The organism is Acinetobacter sp. UBA3461 (assembly GCF_002381195.1).
Classification (GTDB): domain Bacteria; phylum Pseudomonadota; class Gammaproteobacteria; order Pseudomonadales; family Moraxellaceae; genus Acinetobacter; species Acinetobacter schindleri.
Genome location: NZ_DFRO01000027.1, coordinates 241,468 through 265,511 on the forward strand (window position 1 = coordinate 241,468; position 24,044 = coordinate 265,511).

The following is a 24,044-nucleotide window of genomic DNA, read 5'->3' on the forward strand; positions in this document are numbered from 1 at the left end:
ATAATTTTGTGCAAGCTAAGTCCAGATATGGTTAAATGCCATCATTTTATTGTGTTTCACTCTGAAAGGAAAAATCATGCGCGCGTACAACTTCTGTGCTGGTCCTGCTGCATTACCTACTGCCGTTCTTGAAAAAGCTCAAGCTGAAATGCTCGACTGGCAGGGCAAGGGTCTTTCGATCATGGAAATGAGTCACCGTAGTGCAGACTATGTCGCGGTTGCTGAGAAAGCAGAAGCAGATCTACGCAAACTCATGAACATTCCTGAGAATTATAAAGTATTGTTCTTACAGGGTGGTGCATCGCTACAGTTCTCTGCAATTCCGTTGAACTTGTTGGGTAAAAACAACAAGGCTGACTATATCCATACTGGCATCTGGTCTGAAAAAGCATTGAAAGAAGCAAAACGCTATGGCGACATCAATGTCATTGAAGCAGGTACTAAAACTGCTGATGGTAAATTAGCGATTACTGAGCAAAGTACCTGGAACCTGTCAGATGATGCTGCTTATGTGCACTACGCAGATAACGAAACGATTGGTGGCCTGCAATTTGCCCATATTCCTGAAACTGACAAGCCATTGGTGTGTGATTTCTCTTCAAGTATTCTATCTGCGCCAATCGATGTAACTAAATTTGGCCTGATCTATGCCGGTGCACAAAAGAATATTGGTCCTGCTGGTCTGACGCTGGTCATTATCCGTGAAGATCTATTGGATCAAGCGAAACCGGAAATTCCAAGCATCCTGAAATATGCAGATCAAGCGAAAAACGGCTCTATGGTGAACACTCCATCAACTTATGCCTGGTACCTGTCAGGTCTGGTATTTGAATGGTTGTTAGAGCAGGGCGGTGTAGATGCAATTTATAAAGCTAACCTCGCAAAAGCTGAACTGCTGTATGGTTATATCGACTCTAGCGATTTCTATGCAAACCCGATTGCCAAAGAAAACCGTTCAATGATGAACGTGCCATTTACTTTGGCGAAACCTGAACAGGAAAAACAGTTCCTGAAAGAAGCTGAAGAAAATCATCTGTTGAACCTTGCAGGTCACCGTTCAGTAGGTGGTATGCGTGCAAGTATCTACAATGCGGTTCCGCTTGAAGGTGTTCAGGCACTGGTAAAATTCATGGATGAGTTTGCAAAACGCAATGCTTAAATCCAGCATGCAAAAAACCCAGCTCAGGCTGGGTTTTTTTATCTTCCGATTCTGAAAATTAAAACACGAAAAGATGAAGTAGAAAGGCGCAGATCAGCATGCCCAAGGCAAAAAACAAGCATGACATCATGTCAATGTCATAGCTCGAGCGAAGATGATGCTCGACTTGATGTAAATTTTCTTCCTGTACGATTTTCATAGATATTATTGTCCGATCTATTTATCGTTAATTACTATTTGTTATGAGCCTTTTTATCATAAAAAATTGGTTAAATAAAGTACATTCTTAATTTAACTGCATAAAGTTATTATTTTTTTATCCATTAAATAAATCTATTTATTTAATCCTGCGAAAGCAAGAGTCACTGTTTACAGGGTATTGCCAATATCATAAATAATATTCGTTATTTTAAAAATGAATTTATTTGAATTTAAAATTGTGGATAAGTGATTAATTTGTGAATTTATAAAGTGTATTTAGAAGAGTAAGTTGTGGATAAAATAACCAGCTCAATAAAATCATCAATGAAAATATTTATTTAAAAAAACAGGAGATATTCAACGGATGTGAATATCTCCTGTTTTTGAATTTAAAATATAAAATTTTTAGGCTTTGCTATAAATGTTGGCCTGAATCCATAGATTGCCACGGATATATTGCCCGATACTAAAGTCTTTATGTGCTGGATTGCGCGTAGCAACACGGAGCAGGGTGGCAGGACGACCTTCATCATGAATCAGGGTGACATCATAAAGTGTGTATTCCTGATCCATAAATTGCATTGAAGTCTTACCGACAATATTGCCCTGGAACCAGGCTTCATCTTCCTGACCAATGGTTTCACCATAGAGGTAAGCCACCATTTTAGAGAAATCCACAGTAACCGGAGCTTTATCATCTTCAGATTTAGGTTCCCACGCATCAATCTGTTCCTGCAGATTTTCAGGTGCAACGCCATTGTTGGCTGCCAGAATATCATTCAGCGCACGGTGGTGCTTGATTGAAGCCGGATCATCGACAATCAGATGTTCATGTTCCGCTACAGGCTCGAGTTCATAAGCCCAGGCATTCAGATTCACCAGATAATTTTGATCTTTATCGTATTGTGTATGATTGACGCTATACAGACTGTCAAACGCATACACAATATTGTTCAGACCCAGATTCAGGCGTAAGACCGCTTGAGTATTGGACTTGCAGCTGATAATCCGTTCAATTTGTGCCTTTACTTTATAAGGACTGTCGAAGCATGGAAAGGCAGTTTTGACTGCTTTGGGTTTATTGCTTTCCACCTCAATGATCTGGCTTAACTGCACAGTGGCCTTGCTCGGACCCTGAATCAGCCAGGTGTTTTCATCCATATCGCATTCTTGTTTGCAGAGACCCATCGGCATGACCGGGGCATCAAGTGCCTGAGTTAACCACTTCGGTACATCGGTACCTGGATTGTCTGTAAGGAGATTCCAGTGTTCAACATGACTACCGAAGTTTTGATCATCGATAGTGATGATCTCAGGACTGTTTGAATTTTTCATATGCACAATTGATCTGGGATTGCTTATTTATAGTTAATCGAGGGTCATTCTGATTTTTCAAGTCAATCAGATGAATTTTAAAATTAAATTGCCATCAGATTCTTGTCAATTCTTATTCGCAGTCTAGAGATCAGCATAGTTGTAATTGTTCAAAGGGTGTACCAAACATGATCATATCAAAAGGGTATAAAGAAAACCGGAACGATGAGCACTGCATTTGCTAGAATAGATGACATTCATTTCTATCCCGGACCCATGCGTGTTGCCATTTAAACTTTGGGTAGATGCCGATGCATTACCCCGTATTCTTAAAGATGTCATTATTCGCGCTTCAGACCGTTATCAGCTTGAAGTGACCTTTGTAGCAAACCAGCCTGTAGGGATCACTCCTTCAATTCGTATTAACTCGATTCAGGCACTCAGTGGTGCCGATGCGGCAGATCAGGAAATTATAGATCGCATGAATGAACATGACATCGTGATTACCCAGGATATTCCGCTGGCGGCACAAGTCATTGAAAAAGGTGGTATTGCCATTCATCCACGAGGTGAAATCTATACCACGGCCAATGTCAAAGCGCGTCTGCATTTACGTGATTTTATGGATACGCTGCGTGGCGCAGGGGTACAAACTGGTGGACCGCCACCAATTTCTGAGCGTGATAAACGCGAGTTTTCCAGTTCGCTCGATCAAACCATTCAAAAGCAAAAGCGCAAAACAGCTGCAAAATAACGAGAAAATTTTCAAATGCCCAAACAAAGTAACCTGATGGTAACCTATGCCTTACTGGTTTTCATCTGGTCCACCACACCACTGGCAATTGTCTGGAGTGTGGAAGATCTACATCCAATGTGGGCATTGGCAATCCGGTTCTTTCTGGCTCTGCCTTTGGCTTTGGGACTACTTTGGCTGTTTAAAACCCGGTTACCATTTGATCGTGTTTCCTTGCACAGCTATCTGGCAGGGGCCTGCAGTTTTATCGGCTCGCAGACCTTTACCTATTGGTCTACAGACTATCTTAGCTCCGGTATCATTGCCCTGATGTTTGGTCTTTCACCTGTGATTTCCGGCCTGATTGGGCGCTTCATGTTTGGGATGCATCTTTCTCTCAATCAATTGCTAGGGATGACAATTGCCTTAACAGGACTTTCCATCATTTGTCTGGGGGATGCAGATCAGCATATTCAACCAGTCGGGATTGTGATTGCGCTGATTGGTGTGCTGGTTTATTGCATGTCCATGTATTGGGTGAAAAAGATTAATGCGCCAATTGACCCGATGGCACAGGCAGCAGGCTCAATTGGCTTGTCGGTAATCTTCTCTATCGGTATGCTGCCTTTTATCTGGCAATACGCACCTACTGCCATGCCACATGCCAAGAGTCTATTTGGATTAGGGTATGCCGTAATAATGGCTTCGCTGATTGCGATGTTCTGTTATTTTAAACTAGTACAGAAGATCAAACCGACTACCTTGTCGCTCACCAATGTATTGACACCGATGTTGGCTCTGATGATAGGTGCTTTACTGAATAATGAAAAATTGCCCCTCATTGCTTTGGTCGGGGTCGTAATTTTATTGTCTGGTCTTGTTGTATATTTCCTGAAAGAAATTCGGGCGAGCATTCAGGCCCGTCATAAAAAGCAATAATTTAGTCAGATTATGGAATTTCGTAAGCTTTCACACATTCGCTAATTTTTGCCCGATCCTGTGGATGTAGAGTAATGAAATAAGCCCCAGTGCGGAATTGGCCATTATCTTCGGCACGGCTATAAACCACTTGCGCTGTCGCTGCAATATGGAAGAAGTTCTCCGGATGGCTTAAGGTCAGGTGAATATAGGTGCCTTCCTTGATGAGATGTTTACTAAAAAAGCTTAAGCCAGACTCGGAAAAGTTCACATCTTCAGGGACAGGTAACATGCTCTGTACAATTGAATCGTATAAAGACCCGGTGATCAGGTTTAATTTTTGGTTAAATAAGGATAAGATTCGAGCAATTTGTTGATCTTTTTCAGCTAATTGTTCTAATTCGTAGTTGAGTGCATGATCAAATTGATCTAACTCAGCAAGTAGTAGAAAATAGCGCGGCAATACGAAATTAGCATCGTAAGGATCATTTAAGGCTACATCATCGGAAATAATCTGATAATTAATTCGTAAGGCAGCATCGATGCGTGACATGACACGTCTTTCAGTAACTCCATGCTGATGCTGTAAATTTTCCATAATTTATTACCTCGGACTAGATGGTTATGTTCAAACCAATCTCGCTGTACATAGGGTTGAAATATACTCGCGCACGGCGCAGTAACCACTTTATTTCTTTTATCGCTTTAGTCTCTATGATCGGCCTCACGCTTGGTGTGGCAGTCCTCATTACAGTACTGTCTGTAATGAATGGTTTTGATCGAGAATTAAAAAATCGTGTCTTAGGAATGATACCTCAAGCCACTGTTTCTTCAACACAAATTTTAACAAATTGGCCTGAACTTGCAAAAAAAATTGAACAACATGAACATGTTCAAGGTGTTGCTCCATTTACCCAGTTACAGGGAATGTTGACTGCGCAAGGGCAGGTTGCCGGGATCATGGTCACAGGAATCGAACCAGATTATGAAAAGAATGTTTCTATCATTCAAAATCATATGGTTGAAGGCAGTATCGATCAGCTGAAAAAAGGCGAGTTCGGAATTGTGCTGGGCAAGCAGATGGCAGACTCAATGGGGGTCGGTTTAAACGACAGTATTACCTTGGTATTGCCGGAAGCCACGCCGTCACCTGCTGGTGTAGTGCCACGCTTTAAGCGCTTTAATGTGGTCGGGATATTCAGTATTGGTGCAGAAGTGGATTCAATGATGGGCTATATCGCCCTGAATGATGCGGCAACTTTGCTGCGTCTGCCAGATGGTGCACAGGGGATCCGCATGAAGCTGGATGATATCTTCCTGGCACCGCAAGTTTCACGTGATATTGTTATGAATTTGCCAGCAAACTTCTATGCATCTGACTGGACTTATACTCACGGTAACCTGTTTAGTGCCATTCAGATGGAAAAGGCAATGGTGAGCTTGCTGCTGTTCCTGATTGTCTTGGTCGCAGCGTTTAATATTGTCTCCTCTCTGGTGATGGTGGTAACTGACAAGAAATCGGATATTGCCATTCTGCGTACCTTAGGTGCTTCACCTGCAACTATTACCAAAATCTTCATGGTGCAGGGCACTGTCATTGGTGTAATTGGTACCTGTGCCGGCGCAATTCTGGGTATTATTGCTGCAACCAGTATTAGTAGTCTGGTGGGCTGGCTGAACAATACTTTAGGTCTGCATATGTTTGATGCTTATTTCATTAATTACTTGCCGTCTTATCTACGCTGGCAGGATGTAGTGCTGATTGTCGTATTGTCATTGGTCTTAAGTTTTGTAGCAACAATCTATCCTGCGCTACGAGCAGCCAAGATTCAGCCTGCGGAGGCATTGCGTTATGAGTAATATCATTCTAGATGCCCAGAATATTCAAAAATCTTTTACCGATGGTAAATCTACAGTTGAAGTGATCCGTGGTCTGTCTTTGCAGGTGCAGGCGGGTGAATTTGTTTCAATTGTTGGTTCAAGTGGTTCAGGCAAAAGTACTTTGCTGCATGTGCTCGGTGGTTTAGATCGTCCAACTTCGGGTCACGTGATGGTGAACGGCCAGCGTTTTGATACGCTGTCTGAAGCTGAGCGAGGTTATGTGCGTAATGAGCACTTAGGCTTTGTCTATCAGTTCCACCACCTTCTGCCTGAGTTTACTGCACTTGAAAATGTCGCGATGCCACTGATGCTACGTAAGGGCAGCAAATTCAAGGAAGTAAAACAACAAGCTGAATATCTGCTGGAACGTGTGGGCTTAAGTCATCGTTTAACCCATAAACCGGGCGAGCTGTCTGGTGGTGAACGCCAGCGTGTGGCCATGGCGCGTGCCTTAGTGGGGAAACCAAAACTGATGATGGCCGATGAACCGACCGGGAATCTGGATCGTAAAACTGCGGTAAAAATATTTGAGCTACTGACTGAATTACGTCAGGAGTTCAATATGGCCATGCTGATCGTAACCCATGATGAGCAATTGGCTCAGTCAGCAGATCGTATTCTGCATATGCAGGATGGATTATGGGTGAATGACTGATATTGTCCTAAAAATATTGGAATAATCCTCTTTGATTGAAGCTCACTCCGGTGGGCTTTATTATTGCGTCATAAAATAACAATAAAAAGAAAAATCATGCTGCAATGGCTAGGTGTAGGCTGGATTCTTGGCTTGACAACAATGGGGTGGAATAAAGCTGAATACCAGTTATCAGCAGGATCAGTCTGCCTGATTATGCTGGTATGGTTGCTTATCTACCGGGTCATCCATTTAAGACTGCATCATGTTTATCTACGTTTTATTTCTATTTCATTTTCCCTAAGTCTGAGCTTTTTATTAGGGCAGGGCTTTGCCAATCATGCTCTTGATCAGCGATTGCAATTTATCGAGAAAGAAGTTGGGCAGCGAGAAGTTATCGTTTATATCTCCCGGCTCAACAAAATAAATACCGCCAGTATTCAGCAACCCTTACAGGTATTACAGCCGAATGGGACGCTAGTGCAGTGGCTGGGTTCTGTTAAACAGGAAGGACCAGTGCAGGCTGCATTTAATATGTCAAATCAACTCCAGCTGGGGCAGTATTATCGACTGAATGGGGAAGTACGACCGGCACATGCCTATGCCACGTCCGGTGCATTCGATGTGGAGAAATGGTATCTCGAACAAAACCTGATGGCAGGATTTCGTATTCAACAGATTCAGCCTTTAACCCAGCAAGAAGTTTATGCACTCGGTTTTAGCCAGCATTTACGCCAACAGCAAAGTTTAAGATCCCAGCTACTTCTTTGGATTGAACAAAAACGATTAGAGTTAAGAGTATTTATTTACCAACAGCCAATACGAAACAAAGGGTTGATGTTGGCTCTGCTAACGGGAGATGAGAGTTTACTGGATCCAGCAATTGAACAGCAGTTTCGCCGTTTTGGTATGAGTCACCTGCTGGCAATTTCTGGGCCGCATGTAGTGATTTTTGCACTGATATTCTGTGCGAGTCTACAGTTTTTGACAGCCAGGCTTTTTCCAGCTCTCTATCTGAAATGGCCCAGACAATTTTACCTGAGTATACCTTTTTTACTTTGTGTCTTGCTGTACTGCGCCTTTGTCGGTTTTGAAATTCCGGCCCTACGTACCTTGTTGATCTGTGTGATGATCACGGCCAGTATCTGGTTGAGGCAGTATGTGCAACCTTTAAAGTTACTGATCTTAAGTGCAGCAATATTACTATTACTGGATCCTTTTAGTATTTTGTCCGCAGCTTTCTGGTTGTCTTATGGTGCCTGTTTTGTCTTGCTGCGAATTTATCAGACCATACAGCGACAACCACGAGATGTAATCCAAAGTCCAGGACAACGTATATATTTTGCAGTAAAAGTTTTAGTCGAATCTCAGTGGAAAATTTTTGTCGCGTTATTTCCCTTAATGATTATTTTCTTTAAACAGCTGGCCTGGATCGCACCATTGAGTAATTTGTTCGCGATTCCATGGATTGGTTTACTTATTGTGCCACTGGATATTATTGCCGCTCTATTTTTCTTCATTGCGGAACCATTTGCGGCACTGATCTTTCAAATGAACGATCTGATGATTAGTATGTTAGTTGGTTTTTTAAATCTACTGGATCATCTGTTTTCACCTGAACTGATCCCGGTCGCAATGACACCATGGCTACTGATATTGAGTGTAGTTATTCTTGTAATTCTTTTTATACCGCGTGGAGCGGTACCTAAGTCATGGGCAGCATGTGGACTGGTCCCCATCATGGCAATACCGCTTTATCATTCGCCATTTCAATTGCATGTGCTGGATGTGGGGCAGGGTCAAAGCATCTTTATCCGTCAAGGCCAACATAACATGATGGTAGATACTGGTGGCAATTATGATGAAAACCGTTTTAGTGTCGGTGAACAGATCATTCTTCCATTTCTATCCGTGCAGGGAATATCTAAGCTTGATCAGCTGGTATTGACCCATTTGGATCAGGATCATAGCGGAGCTTATATGCATATCCGTGATCAACTTAAGGTTTCAGAGCTTATCGCCAGTGAACAGCCTGAACTGAATGAAAGCACTCAATTTAAATTATGTCAGCAGGGACAGTCCTGGAACTGGAATGAACAGGTTTATTTTCAGGTGTTATCACCGCGGTCAGACTCACTTAATCAGTTTAAACCTGATAAAAATGAAAATTCCTGTGTTATCCATATACAAGTTAAAGGTGCCTGGCCTTATCAGCATTTTTTACTGATGGGCGATACAGGCTGGCAAACTGAGTTTCATTTACTAAGAGATTATCCGGATTTAAAAGTCGATGTGTTGATCTTGGGGCATCATGGTAGTCAGCACAGTTCAGCCTATCAGTTTTTACAGCATTACCGCCCCAAAATCGCGATTGCTTCTGCTGGGCGATTTAATCGTTATGGCCATCCAAGTCGATTGACTCAAGCACGATTACAAGCTTTAAATATTCCACTGTTAAGTACGCCAGAGCACGGTAGCATCGAGTTTTTTATTAAAGAAAAACAAATACATCTTGCATCTTATCGATCAAAATATAGATGGTTGCAGAGAGAAGATCTTAAGATTCAATAGCTGTATTCGTATTTAAAGTCTGTAAAGTTTCTGCTGCAAGTTTTGCCTGTTCGTCCTGATAAGCCTGGCGCAGATCATTAATTTTAGCCAGTGCTTCATCCTGTGGAATGCGATAAATTGTGCCGCCCAGAGACTCATGCGCTTTAAAGCGTTTATAGCTCCAATGGTAGTGCTCCGGGTAACGATGAATCAATTCTTCCATTTTCTTGAAAATAATCTCGGTACCCTGATTCGGGGTAGAGCTATAAATTTGCTCATCGAGGGGTTCGAAGAACACATCAAAGCCTCCTTCAGTATTACGCATTGCAAAAAGGAACAGGCATTTTGCCTTGGTCTTTTGAATCAGTTTGGCGCTGAGGTTGCTTGAGCTGAGTGGTACACCAAAAAAAGGAATATATTCACCGCCTGCAGTTGGGGTATGGTCTGGAAGGATGACTGTCGTGCCACCTTGTTTCAAGGCTTTAAAAATCTGACGAACGCCTGTTTCATCGGTGGGTAATAAGGTGGCCTGCTCACGACTCCGTGCCTCACGAACAAAGTCATCCACGGCAGGATCTTTGACCGGCTTATACATGATGCTCATTTGAGTAAATTGAGCGAGATAAGCATTCATGATTTCCCAGGTACCAAAATGCGGCACAATCAGTACCAGCCCTTTATTTGCTGCAAGTGCTTCCTCAAGTAAATGTTGTCCTTCTACATGATGGACACGTTGAAGATTTCTTTCATTGCTCGAACCCCAAATACTAAAAAACTCAAAATAAGACATCAATTCATTCCGGATTGAGGCACGCGTAATCTCTTCGCGTTGCTGCTCTGAAAGCTCCGGAAGTGCAATTTTCAGATTAAAGCGAATTGTTTCTGAGGTCTTGGAAGTCTTCAATAGATTTACAATGCCCGCAAGACTGCTTGCCATCAATCTCGTAATTGGAAGTGGAAGTCGGCTGACGAATTTAAGCAAACCATAGGTTGAATTCTTTGAGCTTTGTGCAGTCATTGAATTGATATTAAGAGCAATGGGAAGGAATAATTGAAATTTATTATAGGATAAAACTGCTGGTTTAGACAGAAATACTCAAATCGGTGTATATAATGGGCACAATATAATTATGTGTTGGATTGTTTATGTCCGATTGGCCACCAAAACCTGAAAATCAAATACAAAATACGCCACAACCTCAGCAACCGACAGGACCTGAGTGGAAACTGCTTGAAAAAGCGGTACTTGCCTCTGTAGAAGAGCAGCGCCGCGCACGTCGTTGGGGGATCTTCTTTAAATTCCTGACGTTTGCCTATTTGCTCTTTATTATCCTTGCCATGGGCAAAAGCTGCAGTACAGCATCTACCGATGCCACTAAAACTTCAGATGAGCATCTGGCGGTGGTTGATATTATTGGCACGATTGCATCAGACAAGCAAAGTGTGAATAGTAACAACACCATCAAGTCGCTGAAGAAAGCTTATGCAAGTAAGCAGGCGAAAGCAGTGGTTCTGAATATCAATTCTCCAGGTGGTTCACCAGTGCAATCTGATGAAATCTGGCAGGAAATCCAGTACCTGAAAAAGCAGTATCCGCAGAAAAAGCTGTATGCTGTAATTGGTGATACTGGCGCTTCGGGTGCTTATTATATTGCTTCTGCTGCAGATGAAATTATTGTCAATCCATCGAGTCTGGTCGGTTCAATTGGCGTAATCATGCCGAACTATGGCGTGAGTAACCTGATGCAGAAACTGGGCGTGGAAGACCGTACCATGACTTCGGGTGAAAATAAGGCACTACTTTCGATGACCCAGCCAGTTGATGCTGCACAGAAAGCCCATGTTCAAGGTGTGTTGGATAATGTGCATGCTCACTTTATCAATGCAGTGAAACAAGGTCGTGGAGCAAAGCTTAAATCAACTGATCCTGCAATTTTTTCTGGTCTGTTCTGGACGGGTGAACAGGCAGTACAATTAGGTATTGCTGACCGTACCGGTAGCTTACAAACCCTGAAGCGTGAGCTGAAAACTGATAAAGCCCTGAACTACACCGTTGAATACAGCCCATTTGAGTCTATCTTGGGCCGTATGGGGACTTCCCTAGGCGAAGGTATTGCCAGCTCGGTCGCTCAGAAACTCAGTACTGAAAATCAGACCAAACTGCAATGAAGCCAATTATTCATTTTGCGCACGCCAATGGCGTGCCTTCTCGTGTCTATCAGAAACTGTTTGATGGACTAAAAGATGAGTATGACATTATCTATGTGCCGTTGCTGGGCCCAGATAAACGTTATCCGATTGATAATCATTGGAATAGCCTGACCCAGCAAGTGATCGACAGTATCGTGCGCCAAGCGCAAGGTCGCCAGGTGATTGGTCTGGGGCATTCGCTAGGTGGAGCCTTAACCATGATGGCTGCTCGTCAACGGCCTGAACTGTTCGAGCAGGTGATCATGCTGGATCCACCTTTGATTATGGGACCATCTTCATTGATGCTGCATATGGCAAAAGTATTCAAGCTAAAGGCTGTAGATACGATGTCACCTGCTGCTTTGTCTTTACGCCGTCGTGATCATTGGGAATCCCGTGAGCAGGCAGCAGAATTACTACGTTCAAAGGGCTTTTATAAAGATTTTGATCAGGAGTGTTTTCAAGCCTATATTGATCATGCCTTGAAAGATGACCCAGTGCGGGGTGGGGTTGAGCTGACCATTCCCAAAATGGACGAAGTGAATATCTTTCGTACCAATCCATCCTTATGGTGGTTACCGCAAGCAAAGGTCAAACTGCCGATGCATCTTGTTGTAGGTGATGAAAGCCTGTTTCATAAAAGACAGTTTCCAAGATTGGTCCAGAAGAAATTTGGTATTCCCTTTACGGTAACACCGGGTGGACATATGTTTCCTTTAGAAAGACCGTATGAAGTCGTTGGTCTGATCAAGCAGCTCATCGCAGAGCAGTCTTTAAAGTAAAAAGTGAAGCATAAAAAAACGCATCCGGGGATGCGTTTTTTTATGCAGTGTATTCTTTAGAGTTTGCAGAATTGAACCGGTTCCTGCATCAACTGACCGCGATACATCACGCCAGTAGCAGTATGCTGAATGGTACCTGTACAGATCCACTCCACCACTTGCGGGTAAATCAGATGTTCCAGTACATGAACGCGCTGAGCTAAAGAATGTGTCGTATCTTGATGAGATACTTTTAAAATACCTTGAGCCAAGGCCTGACCGGCATCCAATTCAGCGGTTACATAATGTACGGTACAGCCGTGCAGGGTATCCCCAGTATTCAGCACCCGTTGATGCGTGTGCATACCTTTGTAATTCGGCAAGAGAGAAGGATGGATGTTCACCATTTTACCTTCCCAGGCTTTAACAAATTTTTCACTTAAAATTCGCATAAAGCCTGCCAGTACTACTAAATCCACATCCCAATCTAACAGTTGTTGATGCATCACATCATCAAAAGCTTCACGATTCGGATACTGCTTGTGTTCAATGACTGCAGTCTGAATTCCAGCTTTTTGCGCACGCGCTAAAGCATAAGCTTCAGGCTTGTTGGAAATTACGCCGACAATTTGCCCTGACAGATTGGCATCAATCAGGGCTTGCAGGTTAGACCCACTGCCTGAAACAAGAACAGCAATTTTAATCATGCGATTATGCGAAAATTACACGGATTTTTTCATCAGCGCCTTCTACAGACTCGGCATTGTCCGCAATGTGACCCATCGTCCATGCTTTTTCGCCAAGGCTATTCAGTATGTCTACAGTCTTGTCTGCATCTGCTGCGTCAACAACAAGTACCATACCCACGCCGCAGTTAAATGTACGATACATTTCAAACTGTTCTACACCACCTTCGCGTTGAAGAAGCTTGAATAGTTCAGGCCATTCCCAAGAAGACTCATTCACAACTGCTTGAGCACCGTTCGGAAGGACGCGAGGCAGGTTACCTGGCAAACCACCACCAGTGATGTGTGCCATTGCATGCACATCTACCTGTCTAAGCAATTCAAGAATCGGTTTTACATAAATACGTGTTGGTTCCATTGCTACGTCAGCAAGTGGTCGACCATCGATGATCTGGTTTAAATCAACGTTTTTCACGTCAAGAATTTTACGAAGTAGTGAGTAACCATTTGAGTGTGCACCTGAAGATGCAACACCAACTAGCACATCGCCTGCTTTAACTTTAGAGCCATCAATAATTTTACTTTGCTCAACAACACCCACACAGAAACCTGCAAGGTCGTAGTCTTCGCCTTCATACATGCCTGGCATTTCAGCAGTTTCACCACCAACCAATGCACAACCAGCAAGTTCACAGCCAGCACCAATGCCAGTAACAACATTTGCTGCGACATCAACATTCAAGTGACCAGTTGCATAGTAATCCAGGAAGAACAGTGGTTCAGCACCACAAACGAGAAGGTCGTTTACACACATTGCAACCAGATCCTGACCAATTGTGTCATGACGGTTCAAATTCAATGCTAAACGTAATTTTGTACCAACACCATCAGTGCCAGATACGAGAACAGGTTCTTCATAACCTTTAGGGATTTTACAAAGTGCACCAAAGCCACCAAGACCGCCCATAACTTCAGGACGTTTAGTGCGCTTAGCGACGGACTTGATTCGGTCGACTAACGCGTCTCCCGCTTCAATATCGACACCTGCATCTTTGTAGCTTAAACCAGTGTTTGGGGTAGAAGTTGAGTTGCTCATAATGAAGTCTCCGCATTCGCGGCGCTGATTATACCCGAATATACGAAACTCTTATGTTATTTATGTCCTAAAATGCTATCTTTATTCAAATATTTTACTTTTTATAATGATTAATAGAGAAAAGGCAAGACTTTATGGTAGATCGTACCTTACGTCGCATTTTTATCTTGGCTGGTATCGCCTTGATTATTTGGGTGTTATACCTGCTTAAGCCTGTTGTTGTTCCATTTGTCGGCGCATTTTTTATCGCCTATCTATTTAGCCCTTTGGTTGATCGTTTGCATCGTATTGGTCTGCCGCGCTGGCTCTCTATCAGTATTGTTTTTATCGGGATCGGGGTGGTACTGACTCTAGCCATGTGGTACTTGGTACCGTTGGTATGGAAACAGTTAATGTATGCCCGCGACAGCATTCCTGCTGGAATTCACTGGGTCAATTATACTTTCCTGCCATGGTTGTCTGATACCTTTAATCTCGTGCCAATGGAAATTGACACCAATCAGATTTCCAGTGTGGTCATGGATTATGTCCAGACCAATTATAGTGCCGACAGCATTCAGGCAATGGCCTTGAAATTGGCACAATCAGGGATCAGTTTTATTCAGATTGGTGGAACAATTGTTCTTGTTCCTATCATTGCTTTTTATTTCCTGCTCGACTGGGAGCGCATGCTCGACAGCCTGCGCCGACTCATTCCACGTCCATACGAGCGTAGTACTTTGGAAGTTGTTGGTGAATGTCACGAAGTTCTGGGTGCATTTGTGAAAGGACAATTTCTGGTCATGGTATTACTAGGCGTTGTTTATGCCGTCGGTTTACAATTGATTGGCCTGGAAATCGGCCTGATCATCGGGATGGTCGCAGGCCTGTGCAGTATTATCCCGTATCTGGGTTTTGCAGTTGGGATTATTGCAGCAGTAGTGGCGACTTTATTCCAGTTTGGAATTGACTGGTGGCAACTGGTTCTAGTAGGCATTGTATTCATGGTAGGTCAGGCGGTAGAAGGCTATATCCTGCAACCATTCCTGCTTGGCGATAAAATAGGCCTGTCACCAGTCGCTGTGGTATTTGCCGTATTGGCAGGTGCTCAACTGGCAGGATTCCTGGGTATGCTGATTGCCTTGCCAGTCGCTGCGGTGATCGTTGTATTACTGCGTCATGCGCGTGAATTCTATGAAAAAAGTGCACTCTACGATAATAGAACCCTCATCATCCAAAAAGCCTCTACTGGTTCTATCAATATTGAAACCCCTAATGTAGATGTAGATATTGACCTAAAATCGCCTCATGAGAAAGCACTGCAAGCAGATGAAAAATCGAGTAAGATTGAACAAAACCAGCTTAAAGATGGATAGGCCAAAAAATAGATATGCGTCAATTGCAACTTGATATTGAACCCCAGCTCGATGCCCGAATCAGTGATTTTTCGGGTCCGGGATGGGGGCATGTAATTGATGCGATTCGCCAGCTCCATGCGGGTCTGATTAATCGTTTCTATGTCTATGGGGGTGCGGGAACAGGTAAGAGTCATTTGCTTTCTGCGATTTGTGATTCTTACTTAGAAGTGGGGAAAACTGCAATTCAGGTCTCTTTATTGGAACTTTTGGATGCGCCTACAGAAGCCATTACCTCACTTGACCGCTATGATCTGGTAGCTTTAGATGATATTGAAGCGATTAGTGGCGTACCCCACTGGCAAAAGGCAGTTTTTCACTTAATTAATTATAATAATGAAGGTGGTGGTCAGCTGGTCTTTTCTTCAAGGTTTGCTCCGATTGAACTTAAGCTGGAATTACCGGATTTACAGTCTCGTTTGACCCAAGCGGTAAGTACGCGCGTTCCGAACGGAAGTCTTTATGCTGACCGTTTTGCCTTGGTATCATCAGTATTGGATAGACGTGGGATTCATCTGGATCAGCAAATTTTTGATTACCTGCTGAGTCATGGTCCGCATCAGACCTCAGTACTTTTACAAACACTTGAACAAATTATTCAACTTTTAAAGGGCGAGAAACTCAAAGTGAGTAATGCTAATTTAAGGCAGATTTATGCATTGATTGACGAATATCGATAAATAATAAAAATTCTTGAGTAATTACTCAAGTTATGACAGATTAGAGCAAAATAATTCAAATATCGCTAGGATGATGCGATTTTAGAATAAAAAGAAAGAATATAAGAAATTAGGAGAAGGTCATGCTCAAGAAGAGCTTAGGCATTGCTTTGCTATGTATTATGGGGCAGGCATACAGTGCTGAAATTGTCGTCACTACCACTGAAGATATCGTCAGGGATGATAAAGAATGTTCCCTACGTGAGGCTGTGCAATATATTAATCAGGGGATGGATAAGCCTTATCTGGGCTGTGGGGATGACAAGCCTGTTCCTGTTATCAAGTTAAAAGAGAAGGAAATTTATAAGCTAAATTCTCCATTACAAATAATACGCTCCATGTATATCCATACCACCTATGAAAAGAAGATGGGGGATAATCTAGAGGATGGTTTGAGCAATGCAACTATAAGAATTATGGACAATCTGCCTGCTAATACCTTGGGCGGAATTTTCAATATTGCTAATTCTGAAACAGTTTCAGAAAAAAATCAGACCGTATCTGTCAGACTGCGTGAAGTTACACTAGAAGGATGTGGTGCTATCAGTTGTAAAGTGAGCAAAGGGGGCTTAATTTATAACCAAGGTAAGCTCACCCTAGAGTATGTGAAATTACATCGTGGTATGGCCAACGATGGAGGAGCAATTTATATCGCTGGCACAAATAAGACCGATCAAACTAAAAATGGTAGCCTCACGGTTCAAAACTCCTTACTCGAAAACAATACAGCGAATGAAGGGGGGGCTATTTATAATGAATTACCAAACTTCCATATCAGGCAATCTGTAATTAGTAAAAATACAACGACAGCTACAAGTTCTCGTTCATCCAATATTTATACTGAAGATGTATTATCCAATGAAGAAACTGATGTACTTGTTTTGCCACAATCTTCAATTTACAGTTCTACTCTGTATGGAAATACAGGGGCAGCAGTAACTATTCTTGATGCTATTGCTATTAATAACACCACAATTATAAATAATTCAATTGGGGTCAAGTTTGATGTAGTAAACAAACCTGGTTATCTAGCAAATAGTATTGTATTGAATAATCCAGGGAGTACTTCTGCTAACACTGATCAGAACTGTCAATTTAGTTCTGAGCAAGTCAAAATGAGTTCCATTTTGCAGAATAACTTGGTAGGGAATTCCTGTGGTACGGGAGCTTCTATTTATGCGAATGAAATTCTGGATGATGCTTATACGGTTCTTGCTGGTGATCAGTTAGAGGGCAAGTGTCCGAATATTACCACTTCAGCAAATGCGATTTTATGCCCCTATTTTAAAAATGAAAAACAATTTTTGGGGTATTTCAGGCCAAGAATCCTGATGACATATACAAGTTTGAATACCACTCCAATCTTGAATAAAGGTGAACAGAATACTGATAAAACTAAAGCTGGATGTGTAGGTTATGACCAGCGTGGTAAGTCACCATTCGGTAAATGTGATCGAGGAGCAATCGAAATCCAGGATTCCAGAGATACGAGTCTGGTGGGACAGGATTTACTGATTGGTAAGTTAAATAATCAGGTGGCCCGGATTTCTATCATAGAAGCATTAGGTGATAGCGATCTTCTGCCTAAAGAGAAATGTAAGGAAGTTGTACTAGACCATCCTCAGGGTGAAGAATGGCAAGACGGCTGTTTACTGATTGAACAACAGGCTCATGTAAGTTCTAAGGGAACCGTTTCTTTGGATTTGGATGGTAATTTGGTTTATACCCCAAGAAACCCTAAAGCAGGCGCAGATCTATTTACTATACGTGTAGTGACTACGATGAATCGTTTTGATTCGAATGCAGCTTATCTTCCAATTCGAGTAAATATCGTAATGGAAGCAGAAAATAATATGAAAAGTGATAAAGTCAAAACATCAGGGGGGGCAACCAGTATATTCTGGCTGGTACTATTGATGGGCGGCTTGACCTGGCGAAAACTAAAAAAATAATTTGGAAATACGTGATGAAGAATTATAAAAAAGGACTTTTCACAGCTGTCTTTTTGTCGACTATGTCATTGATGGCAGCTGAAAGTAGAATTATTCAAGTAACGACGACTCTGGATATAGATGATCGTAAATCATGTTCACTACGACAAGCAATCAGAACAGCTTATGAAAATAAAAGTTATGGAAGCTGTAATGTAGGCAATCGTTTACCTGGACAGCCTGATTATATTCAGTTAGAAAAAGGTGAATATATACTTACTCGGGGTGAGCTCAAGTTAAATTCACCAATATCTTTGTATGGTGCATTACCATTTGATGAGCAGGCTAAAGATTTATTAAAGGGAACTTTCCCGGCCCAACAGCCAATTCAGACCAGTATTAATGCACAAGGCCAGTCACGAATTTTCAATACGGTTACTTCTGGAACTACACTTGAAATTAATAATATTGCGCTAAAGAATGGTTATGCCAAGGCATCTAGTACCGATCGTGGCAATGGTGGAGCTTTATTTATTGGGGGAATACTCAAAATCTACAATTCCGCCATTCTCGATTCCAAAGCGGATAATGAGGGCGGAGCGATCTACTTTGTCGGTAGTGATAGTGAAAGAACCGTATCTCTCATTAAAACCCTGATCATGCGTAATCATGCACCACTGGGTAGTGTCTGGGCAATGGATTGTGAGCGTAAAGGACTACCAACGACCTCACCAACTAGTATCAGTCATAGCAGTATTGTCGAGAATGGTAATTATCAAACGGGAATGAGTTCCAGCACAAGCATTATTGATTATTGTGGCGCAGGCAGTATTGATATTCATGCTTCTACTATTGCTAAAAATAGGGTAGATGAAGAAGATGGTGCAATTATTCAGTTCAGCTCTCGTGCTGAAAAGCCTCTTAATGGTTTAGCTTTATTAGGTTTAGTGAGTAATACGATTGTAGAAAATGAAGCTGCTGCAACCCTCTTATATGATGATAAGGGAATGAAAGCATTTAACTCTAATATATTGGCATTTAATACCGGTCAATCCTGTAGTTATGCCTTAAATGGAGGGAATACGGCAGATCAGTCAATTAATATGATTCTGACAAATAATGCATTAGATAGTACATGTACGGTTCCGGCCGTAAAATTAACAGATGCTGCGAAAAACATCATCATCCCTGCAGCCATAGAACGTTCAGAATTGCTCTCGGATTATAAACCTGCCTCTCCATATAATATATATTTGCCACTGTATTACCCTATAGATAAAAACAGTAATACAGATTTTGTAAATGCTGGACATCTTAACTGTAGTGAAAGTGATCAGCGTGAAATTTTCCGTGTTTCGAATGGAACATTATTGCTCAATCCAGAGAATGCCAATACCTGCGATATTGGTTCTGTTGAATTGATGCGCCTAACTGCAGCGGATATACAGTCATTAAGTAATATCGCATATAGTGAAATGATTACTGTTTATGAAGATCGAATCCAGCAGCTGAAAGCTATGCTGGATGATCCTGGAAATGCACCAAGAAAATTGCAAATTCAGGCTGAACTCGATGACTTTAATTCTTTATTAACAAATACGAAAATATCTGCAAAATACCGTGCAATTTATATCGATCCATTTGAATTGGCATTACCTAAACAAATTGAAAAAGATGGTGAACTACGAAATAAACCATTTGATGCAGATCAGTATTCGATAAGTACTCAAGCCAAAGGTGTAGGAAAATTGGATGCCAGTGCTACAGGTGGAACTAACTTATTTCCTTTTGGTCCAGACGAACAACAAGTATGTGAATGGGTGCCTGAGCTGAAACGTATTATGTTTTACCGTAAGGATGGTGCTATCACACCGCCTGGTGTGAGTGAGTATTGTGTTTATACTCTTACAGAGAATCTTTCCGATAGTGAAAGAGCGAATGGTGTAGTGGCAGAAAGTTCATCGGGTGTATTAGCTGCAACCTTTAACAATATTGCACCTGTAGCTAAAAATGATATTTATACCATTCGTCCAGAAAATGATTTAAGGGTAGAAGTCAATCCATTAAGTAATGACTTCGACGATGATGGACCAATGGATAATTTAGCGCCACAATACAGGAAAACTCCAACTCATTTGGATAACACGGCGGCACCTATTCGCTTTGAAGATATTGATCCTTCATTAATCAATATGTATGCGGAACGTGAGGGAGTGTGTCTGGATGGAACGACGAGTGAGAAATGTTATGGTGGTAAAATTACTTTCGAGATTAAAAATAATTTAAGTCAGTTTGATTATCCAATTAAGTATCACTATTATGATACAGAAGGTATAAAGTCAAATACTGCAACTATTATTTTAAGAAATAGCGCGAAAAATACCAATAGCGATAGCAGCGGTGGCGGTGCCATTAATATCATTGCTTTATTCGGTCTGCTTGGCATTGCAGCTTATCGTTCACGTCGTTTATTCAAGAGCTAAAGCATTATAGAAACAATAAAAAAGCCTCAATTGAGGCTTTTTTAATATCTTTTATTTTTGGCAATAATTTTAATAGTCGGGCTGGGAGAGTTAGTTTTCAGCAACTATCAAATGTTTGTTGAAATATTCTTCACGAATCACAGGGCGTTGTTCAGGCGTTGCTTTTTGCATACGTGAAGCTAACTCTTTGCGTTCATGAGAACTCATTTTCTGCCAGGTTTCGCGCATCTTTTGCTTTTCAGCTTCGGGCAGTTGGGTAAACCAGTCCATGCGCTGTTGTAAGCTTACGCTTTGCTCTGCAGGAAGTTCTTTTAAGGTCTGATAACGCTTAATTAAAGCAACCTGTTCTGCATCTGAAAGACTATTCCAGGTTTCATTGACTTGTGTATCAGCATCTTTGGAAAAAATCCAAAAACGCTCAAATCCGGCAAAGCTGGTTTGCAGAAAGCCGAATGCACAAAATGCGAGTGCTAGTTTTTTAGCTGCCATGTGGAACCTGGTCCTCACCTAAAACCATTAACATTTCTAAGTCTTCAACCATTTGGGGTGAAAGCTTAGGTACGGACACTACCTGGGTTTGAGGCTCCTCTTGGTTAGCGACATTTGGTAAAACAACAATACCTGCAATGGCAGCTGCAAGTGCAAAACCTGACATTTTGAAGAATGCAAAACGAGAATGCTTGGTCTCCTGAATTTCTTCAAGAACACGGTTCATCACAACAGGTTTGTCCTTATGCTGCTGTGCCATACCATCAAGTTTGGAAGTTACTTTTTTTAAGAAATCATCTTGATTCATTCGGATGACCCTCCCAGAAATGGATTTAAATGTGCAAGTGAGGCACGCAGACCCTGGATTGCACGGTGATAGTGAGTTTTCACACTGCCTTCGCTGCAGTTCATAATTTGTGCGGTGGTATGCGTATCAAAGCCTTCCCATGCACGAAGCATGAAAGCCTGTTGCTGACGAACAGGCAATTGGGCAATGGCTTGCTGAATTTCTTCGGCTGTAACGGCTTGATCCAGAAACTCCAATGGGGATGGCGTTGCTTCATCGACGACATCATTGAGTTCGGCATCATCGTCATCGAGCTGAACTTTTTTAAAAAATGAAAATGGCTGATTACGACGCATTTCTTTACGTCGCCAGTCCTGTAACTTGTTATTTAAAATGGTGTAAAACAGGGGATACCATTCTTCAGTGGATCGGTCTGCATAGGATTTATGCAGGGAAATAAACGCTTCCTGGACCAGATCCATGGCAATGCCATGCTGGCTTTGGGTTGCACTTTCCATCATCACCAATGCACGACCCGTCACATCTTGCATAAAATTCTTCAGGCGTGACTCGGCTGTACTCTTTAGAGTACTAGCATCTTGCGACTGAAGCTGTTTTGGCGCTAAATCCATAGAGATGGAAAATCCTGTCATTGGATACCCACCATTATTTTCAAGTACATGTCTATATAACGTTGAAAATAATGGTTTGGTTGACATTACACTTGATTATTTTTTCTAGTGTAATCTATTTTTTATGCAGGTCGCTGAGAAATAAAATAAAGTAACTTAAATGTGTGATCAGATCCGTTGACGGACCATTTCAAAGAAACAGATTGAACCTGCAATGGCAACATTCAGTGATTCCTGACCGCCTGGTTGAGGGATAGTGACTGCTTCGGCATGTTCCAGTGCATAGTCAGAAACGCCTTGACCTTCATTGCCCAGAATCCATACGCAGGCCTTACGCAAATCTTTGCTATATAAGCTGCTAGAACGGTGAGAGCTAGTCACATAAACAGGAATCTTAAAGTTATTAAGCACTTCTTCTAAAGTGACATTCTCAAAACACTGTAAAGAAAAATGTGCACCCATTCCTGCACGTAATACCCGTGGAGACCAGAGCGATGCAGAACCTTTGGTACAAATGATCTGATCAATGCCAGCCGCAGCAGCTGAGCGGAGCAGGGTACCGACATTGCCCGGATCTTGAACATTTTCAAGAATCAGTGTGTCTGCGGTGTAATCCAATGCTTGGCTAGAGCTTGGAATATCCACGATCGCCATACAGGCAATCGAAGTTCCTAATGTACTTAAGTCTTTATATAAAGATTCACCAATAACGAAAACGACACCGGTGTATTTCTGTAGAATGATCTCAAAGTCCGGATGTTGCAGGGCATGTTCGGTGGTGAAAATAGAATTGATTTTCTTGCTTTCATGAAGCCATGCAAGACAAAGGTGTGTGCCTTCAAGCACAGTTTGTCCTTGCTTTTTTCGATATGAATTCTGTTCAATCAAGCCACGCAAGTGCTTAATTTTAGGATTATCTTTGGATTCAAGGAAGATCGTTGGCATGGGAGAGAAGTCCACGGCAGTCAGCAGAACGCCAACTGCCGTTTTTAAATATTAGTTATGGTAGCTAGTGACAAGATCAACTTCGTTTTTCGAACCGATGATCACTGGAACACGCTGATGTAAGTCAGTAGGCTGGATGTCAAGAATGCGAACACGACCAGTCGTAGATGCACCACCTGCCTGTTCCATCAACATACTCATTGGATTTGCTTCATACATCAGACGTAAACGGCCAGCTTTTTTCGGATCTTTCAGGTCATATGGATACATGAAGATACCACTACGGCACAGGATACGGTGAATATCGCCTACCATACATGCAACCCAGCGCATGTTAAAGTCTTTTTCACGAGAACCAGTTTTGCCTGCAAGAAGTTCATCGATATAACGTTTTACAGGTTCTTCCCAATGACGTTGGTTTGATGCATTAATTGCATATTCTTTAGTATCTGCAGCAACCTGAATATTTTCAGAAGTCAGCAGGAATTCCTGGGTTTCTGGATCGAAAGTGAAAAAGATTGTACCTGCCCCTACAGTCAGCGCCATCATGGTAGATGGACCGTACAATACATAACCGGCTGCAACCTGATTGACACCCGCTTGCATAAAGTCTTCTGCCTGAGTTAGGGCATTTTTAGCAGGTAAAATCGAGAAGATGGTGCCAACACACATATTGATATCAATATTGCTTGAACCATCAAGTGGATCGAACAATACCAGGAACTGACCATTTTCCTGGGCAGGAGTGAACTCATCCAGTTCTTCAGATGCCAGACCACCTACATTTGGATGAATTTTTAATGCATCAATTAAATAGTCATTAGAGATGACATCCAGTTTTTTTTGTTCTTCGCCCTGAACGTTCTCATGCTGAGCACTGCCCAATACGCCAGCCAATGCACCTTTTTGCAGTGCTTGATCAATTGTCTTACATGTATTTGCAATTGTTTCAATCACTTGTGCAAGTTCAGGTGTGAGATTCCCAGTTTTTTGCTGTAAAAATTGGGAAAGGCTTAGGTAAGACATGTCAGAAAAACTCCGA

At 42.1% G+C, this 24,044-nt stretch carries 22 protein-coding genes; 12 read left to right on the forward strand and 10 right to left on the reverse strand.

From position 1 onward, the window contains the following. Positions 1-76: 76 nt before the first annotated feature. The gene (gene serC, locus B3D47_RS08555; RefSeq protein ID WP_004892133.1) at positions 77-1,159 is read left to right on the forward strand and encodes a 3-phosphoserine/phosphohydroxythreonine transaminase; all 1,083 of its coding nucleotides are present in this window, start codon (positions 77-79) and stop codon (positions 1,157-1,159) included. A gap of 606 nt (positions 1,160-1,765) precedes the next feature. Here serC and B3D47_RS08560 read toward each other — a convergent pair. Then, positions 1,766-2,695: a hypothetical protein gene (locus B3D47_RS08560; protein WP_004815058.1), complete on the reverse strand. Its 930-nt coding sequence runs from the start codon at positions 2,693-2,695 to the stop codon at positions 1,766-1,768. A gap of 229 nt (positions 2,696-2,924) precedes the next feature. On the opposite strand from B3D47_RS08560, the gene B3D47_RS08565 reads away from it, so the two are divergent. Beyond that, a complete protein-coding gene (locus tag B3D47_RS08565) occupies positions 2,925-3,428 on the forward strand; it encodes a YaiI/YqxD family protein (RefSeq protein WP_034424949.1) in 504 nt (167 codons plus the stop codon). A 15-nt stretch (positions 3,429-3,443) separates the two neighbouring features. Further along, positions 3,444-4,346 carry a DMT family transporter gene (locus B3D47_RS08570; RefSeq protein ID WP_286861359.1) on the forward strand — a complete coding sequence of 301 codons (903 nt, stop codon included), beginning with the start codon at positions 3,444-3,446 and terminating at the stop codon, positions 4,344-4,346. A 10-nt stretch (positions 4,347-4,356) separates the two neighbouring features. On the opposite strand, the gene B3D47_RS08575 is transcribed toward B3D47_RS08570, so the two are convergent. Further along, positions 4,357-4,923 (reverse strand): PilZ domain-containing protein, encoded by a 567-nt coding sequence (locus B3D47_RS08575; RefSeq protein WP_004815068.1) that lies wholly within the window; start codon positions 4,921-4,923, stop codon positions 4,357-4,359. 26 nt (positions 4,924-4,949) lie between these two features. Between B3D47_RS08575 and B3D47_RS08580 the strand changes: the two genes are divergently transcribed. The 3 genes from B3D47_RS08580 (at position 4,950) to B3D47_RS08590 (ending at position 9,411) form a co-directional block, all read left to right on the forward strand. Next, positions 4,950-6,185 carry a lipoprotein-releasing ABC transporter permease subunit gene (locus B3D47_RS08580; RefSeq protein ID WP_004815071.1) on the forward strand — a complete coding sequence of 412 codons (1,236 nt, stop codon included), beginning with the start codon at positions 4,950-4,952 and terminating at the stop codon, positions 6,183-6,185. Then, positions 6,178-6,861 carry a lipoprotein-releasing ABC transporter ATP-binding protein LolD gene (gene lolD, locus B3D47_RS08585; protein ID WP_004815072.1) on the forward strand — a complete coding sequence of 228 codons (684 nt, stop codon included), beginning with the start codon at positions 6,178-6,180 and terminating at the stop codon, positions 6,859-6,861. Before B3D47_RS08580 ends, lolD begins: the two co-directional genes overlap by 8 nt. 96 nt (positions 6,862-6,957) lie before the next feature. Then, positions 6,958-9,411 (forward strand): DNA internalization-related competence protein ComEC/Rec2, encoded by a 2,454-nt coding sequence (locus B3D47_RS08590; protein ID WP_286861385.1) that lies wholly within the window; start codon positions 6,958-6,960, stop codon positions 9,409-9,411. On the opposite strand, the gene B3D47_RS08595 is transcribed toward B3D47_RS08590, so the two are convergent. Further along, the gene (locus B3D47_RS08595; protein WP_180184688.1) at positions 9,398-10,408 is read right to left on the reverse strand and encodes a lysophospholipid acyltransferase family protein; all 1,011 of its coding nucleotides are present in this window, start codon (positions 10,406-10,408) and stop codon (positions 9,398-9,400) included. The genes B3D47_RS08590 and B3D47_RS08595 overlap by 14 nt on opposite strands. 128 nt (positions 10,409-10,536) lie before the next feature. On the opposite strand from B3D47_RS08595, the gene sppA reads away from it, so the two are divergent. Next, positions 10,537-11,559 (forward strand): signal peptide peptidase SppA, encoded by a 1,023-nt coding sequence (gene sppA, locus B3D47_RS08600; protein WP_286861389.1) that lies wholly within the window; start codon positions 10,537-10,539, stop codon positions 11,557-11,559. Further along, positions 11,556-12,362 carry an alpha/beta fold hydrolase gene (locus tag B3D47_RS08605; protein ID WP_286861391.1) on the forward strand — a complete coding sequence of 269 codons (807 nt, stop codon included), beginning with the start codon at positions 11,556-11,558 and terminating at the stop codon, positions 12,360-12,362. Before sppA ends, B3D47_RS08605 begins: the two co-directional genes overlap by 4 nt. A 56-nt stretch (positions 12,363-12,418) precedes the next feature. Here the strand turns inward: B3D47_RS08605 and purN are convergent, their stop codons facing one another. Together purN and purM are read right to left on the reverse strand one after the other, a co-directional pair. Beyond that, positions 12,419-13,048 (reverse strand): phosphoribosylglycinamide formyltransferase, encoded by a 630-nt coding sequence (gene purN / locus B3D47_RS08610; protein WP_286861394.1) that lies wholly within the window; start codon positions 13,046-13,048, stop codon positions 12,419-12,421. A 4-nt stretch (positions 13,049-13,052) separates the two neighbouring features. Next, positions 13,053-14,123, reverse strand: a complete 1,071-nt coding sequence (purM, locus tag B3D47_RS08615; RefSeq protein WP_253169902.1) for a phosphoribosylformylglycinamidine cyclo-ligase — start codon at positions 14,121-14,123, stop codon at positions 13,053-13,055. A 134-nt stretch (positions 14,124-14,257) separates the two neighbouring features. On the opposite strand from purM, the gene cxpE reads away from it, so the two are divergent. The 4 genes from cxpE (at position 14,258) to B3D47_RS08635 (ending at position 20,650) form a co-directional block, all read left to right on the forward strand. After that, the gene (gene cxpE, locus B3D47_RS08620) at positions 14,258-15,478 is read left to right on the forward strand and encodes a chloramphenicol efflux transporter CxpE (RefSeq protein WP_253169901.1); all 1,221 of its coding nucleotides are present in this window, start codon (positions 14,258-14,260) and stop codon (positions 15,476-15,478) included. Positions 15,479-15,492: 14 nt separating this feature from the next. Next, positions 15,493-16,197, forward strand: coding sequence for a DnaA regulatory inactivator Hda (hda, locus tag B3D47_RS08625; RefSeq protein WP_004815088.1), 705 nt, complete (start codon positions 15,493-15,495; stop codon positions 16,195-16,197). Between the two features lie 122 nt (positions 16,198-16,319). After that, the gene (gene rbtA / locus B3D47_RS08630) at positions 16,320-18,188 is read left to right on the forward strand and encodes a rhombotarget A (RefSeq protein WP_286861399.1); all 1,869 of its coding nucleotides are present in this window, start codon (positions 16,320-16,322) and stop codon (positions 18,186-18,188) included. 14 nt (positions 18,189-18,202) lie between these two features. Beyond that, positions 18,203-20,650: a hypothetical protein gene (locus tag B3D47_RS08635; RefSeq protein WP_286861402.1), complete on the forward strand. Its 2,448-nt coding sequence runs from the start codon at positions 18,203-18,205 to the stop codon at positions 20,648-20,650. A 90-nt stretch (positions 20,651-20,740) separates the two neighbouring features. On the opposite strand, the gene B3D47_RS08640 is transcribed toward B3D47_RS08635, so the two are convergent. From B3D47_RS08640 to B3D47_RS08660, 5 genes are all read right to left on the reverse strand, one after another. Continuing rightward, positions 20,741-21,139 (reverse strand): DUF3106 domain-containing protein, encoded by a 399-nt coding sequence (locus B3D47_RS08640; protein WP_004892165.1) that lies wholly within the window; start codon positions 21,137-21,139, stop codon positions 20,741-20,743. Next, positions 21,129-21,446, reverse strand: coding sequence for a hypothetical protein (locus B3D47_RS08645; RefSeq protein ID WP_004815094.1), 318 nt, complete (start codon positions 21,444-21,446; stop codon positions 21,129-21,131). The genes B3D47_RS08640 and B3D47_RS08645 overlap by 11 nt, the downstream gene beginning before the upstream one ends. Next, the gene (locus B3D47_RS08650; RefSeq protein ID WP_004815096.1) at positions 21,443-22,057 is read right to left on the reverse strand and encodes an RNA polymerase sigma factor; all 615 of its coding nucleotides are present in this window, start codon (positions 22,055-22,057) and stop codon (positions 21,443-21,445) included. Before B3D47_RS08650 ends, B3D47_RS08645 begins: the two co-directional genes overlap by 4 nt. A 168-nt stretch (positions 22,058-22,225) precedes the next feature. After that, positions 22,226-23,002 (reverse strand): TrmH family RNA methyltransferase, encoded by a 777-nt coding sequence (locus tag B3D47_RS08655; protein WP_048882448.1) that lies wholly within the window; start codon positions 23,000-23,002, stop codon positions 22,226-22,228. Between the two features lie 51 nt (positions 23,003-23,053). Continuing rightward, positions 23,054-24,028 carry a class 1 fructose-bisphosphatase gene (locus B3D47_RS08660; RefSeq protein WP_286861407.1) on the reverse strand — a complete coding sequence of 325 codons (975 nt, stop codon included), beginning with the start codon at positions 24,026-24,028 and terminating at the stop codon, positions 23,054-23,056. Positions 24,029-24,044 lie beyond the last annotated feature (16 nt).

Coding starts and splice junctions, on each gene's coding strand:
- serC (WP_004892133.1), top strand. CDS start 77: ATGCGCGCGTACAACTTCTGTGCTGGTCCTGCTGCATTACCTACTGCC.
- B3D47_RS08560 (WP_004815058.1), bottom strand. CDS start 2,695: ATGAAAAATTCAAACAGTCCTGAGATCATCACTATCGATGATCAAAAC.
- B3D47_RS08565 (WP_034424949.1), top strand. CDS start 2,925: ATGACATTCATTTCTATCCCGGACCCATGCGTGTTGCCATTTAAACTT.
- B3D47_RS08570 (WP_286861359.1), top strand. CDS start 3,444: ATGCCCAAACAAAGTAACCTGATGGTAACCTATGCCTTACTGGTTTTC.
- B3D47_RS08575 (WP_004815068.1), bottom strand. CDS start 4,923: ATGGAAAATTTACAGCATCAGCATGGAGTTACTGAAAGACGTGTCATG.
- B3D47_RS08580 (WP_004815071.1), top strand. CDS start 4,950: ATGTTCAAACCAATCTCGCTGTACATAGGGTTGAAATATACTCGCGCA.
- lolD (WP_004815072.1), top strand. CDS start 6,178: ATGAGTAATATCATTCTAGATGCCCAGAATATTCAAAAATCTTTTACC.
- B3D47_RS08590 (WP_286861385.1), top strand. CDS start 6,958: ATGCTGCAATGGCTAGGTGTAGGCTGGATTCTTGGCTTGACAACAATG.
- B3D47_RS08595 (WP_180184688.1), bottom strand. CDS start 10,408: ATGACTGCACAAAGCTCAAAGAATTCAACCTATGGTTTGCTTAAATTC.
- sppA (WP_286861389.1), top strand. CDS start 10,537: ATGTCCGATTGGCCACCAAAACCTGAAAATCAAATACAAAATACGCCA.
- B3D47_RS08605 (WP_286861391.1), top strand. CDS start 11,556: ATGAAGCCAATTATTCATTTTGCGCACGCCAATGGCGTGCCTTCTCGT.
- purN (WP_286861394.1), bottom strand. CDS start 13,048: ATGATTAAAATTGCTGTTCTTGTTTCAGGCAGTGGGTCTAACCTGCAA.
- purM (WP_253169902.1), bottom strand. CDS start 14,123: ATGAGCAACTCAACTTCTACCCCAAACACTGGTTTAAGCTACAAAGAT.
- cxpE (WP_253169901.1), top strand. CDS start 14,258: ATGGTAGATCGTACCTTACGTCGCATTTTTATCTTGGCTGGTATCGCC.
- hda (WP_004815088.1), top strand. CDS start 15,493: ATGCGTCAATTGCAACTTGATATTGAACCCCAGCTCGATGCCCGAATC.
- rbtA (WP_286861399.1), top strand. CDS start 16,320: ATGCTCAAGAAGAGCTTAGGCATTGCTTTGCTATGTATTATGGGGCAG.
- B3D47_RS08635 (WP_286861402.1), top strand. CDS start 18,203: ATGAAGAATTATAAAAAAGGACTTTTCACAGCTGTCTTTTTGTCGACT.
- B3D47_RS08640 (WP_004892165.1), bottom strand. CDS start 21,139: ATGGCAGCTAAAAAACTAGCACTCGCATTTTGTGCATTCGGCTTTCTG.
- B3D47_RS08645 (WP_004815094.1), bottom strand. CDS start 21,446: ATGAATCAAGATGATTTCTTAAAAAAAGTAACTTCCAAACTTGATGGT.
- B3D47_RS08650 (WP_004815096.1), bottom strand. CDS start 22,057: ATGGATTTAGCGCCAAAACAGCTTCAGTCGCAAGATGCTAGTACTCTA.
- B3D47_RS08655 (WP_048882448.1), bottom strand. CDS start 23,002: ATGCCAACGATCTTCCTTGAATCCAAAGATAATCCTAAAATTAAGCAC.
- B3D47_RS08660 (WP_286861407.1), bottom strand. CDS start 24,028: ATGTCTTACCTAAGCCTTTCCCAATTTTTACAGCAAAAAACTGGGAAT.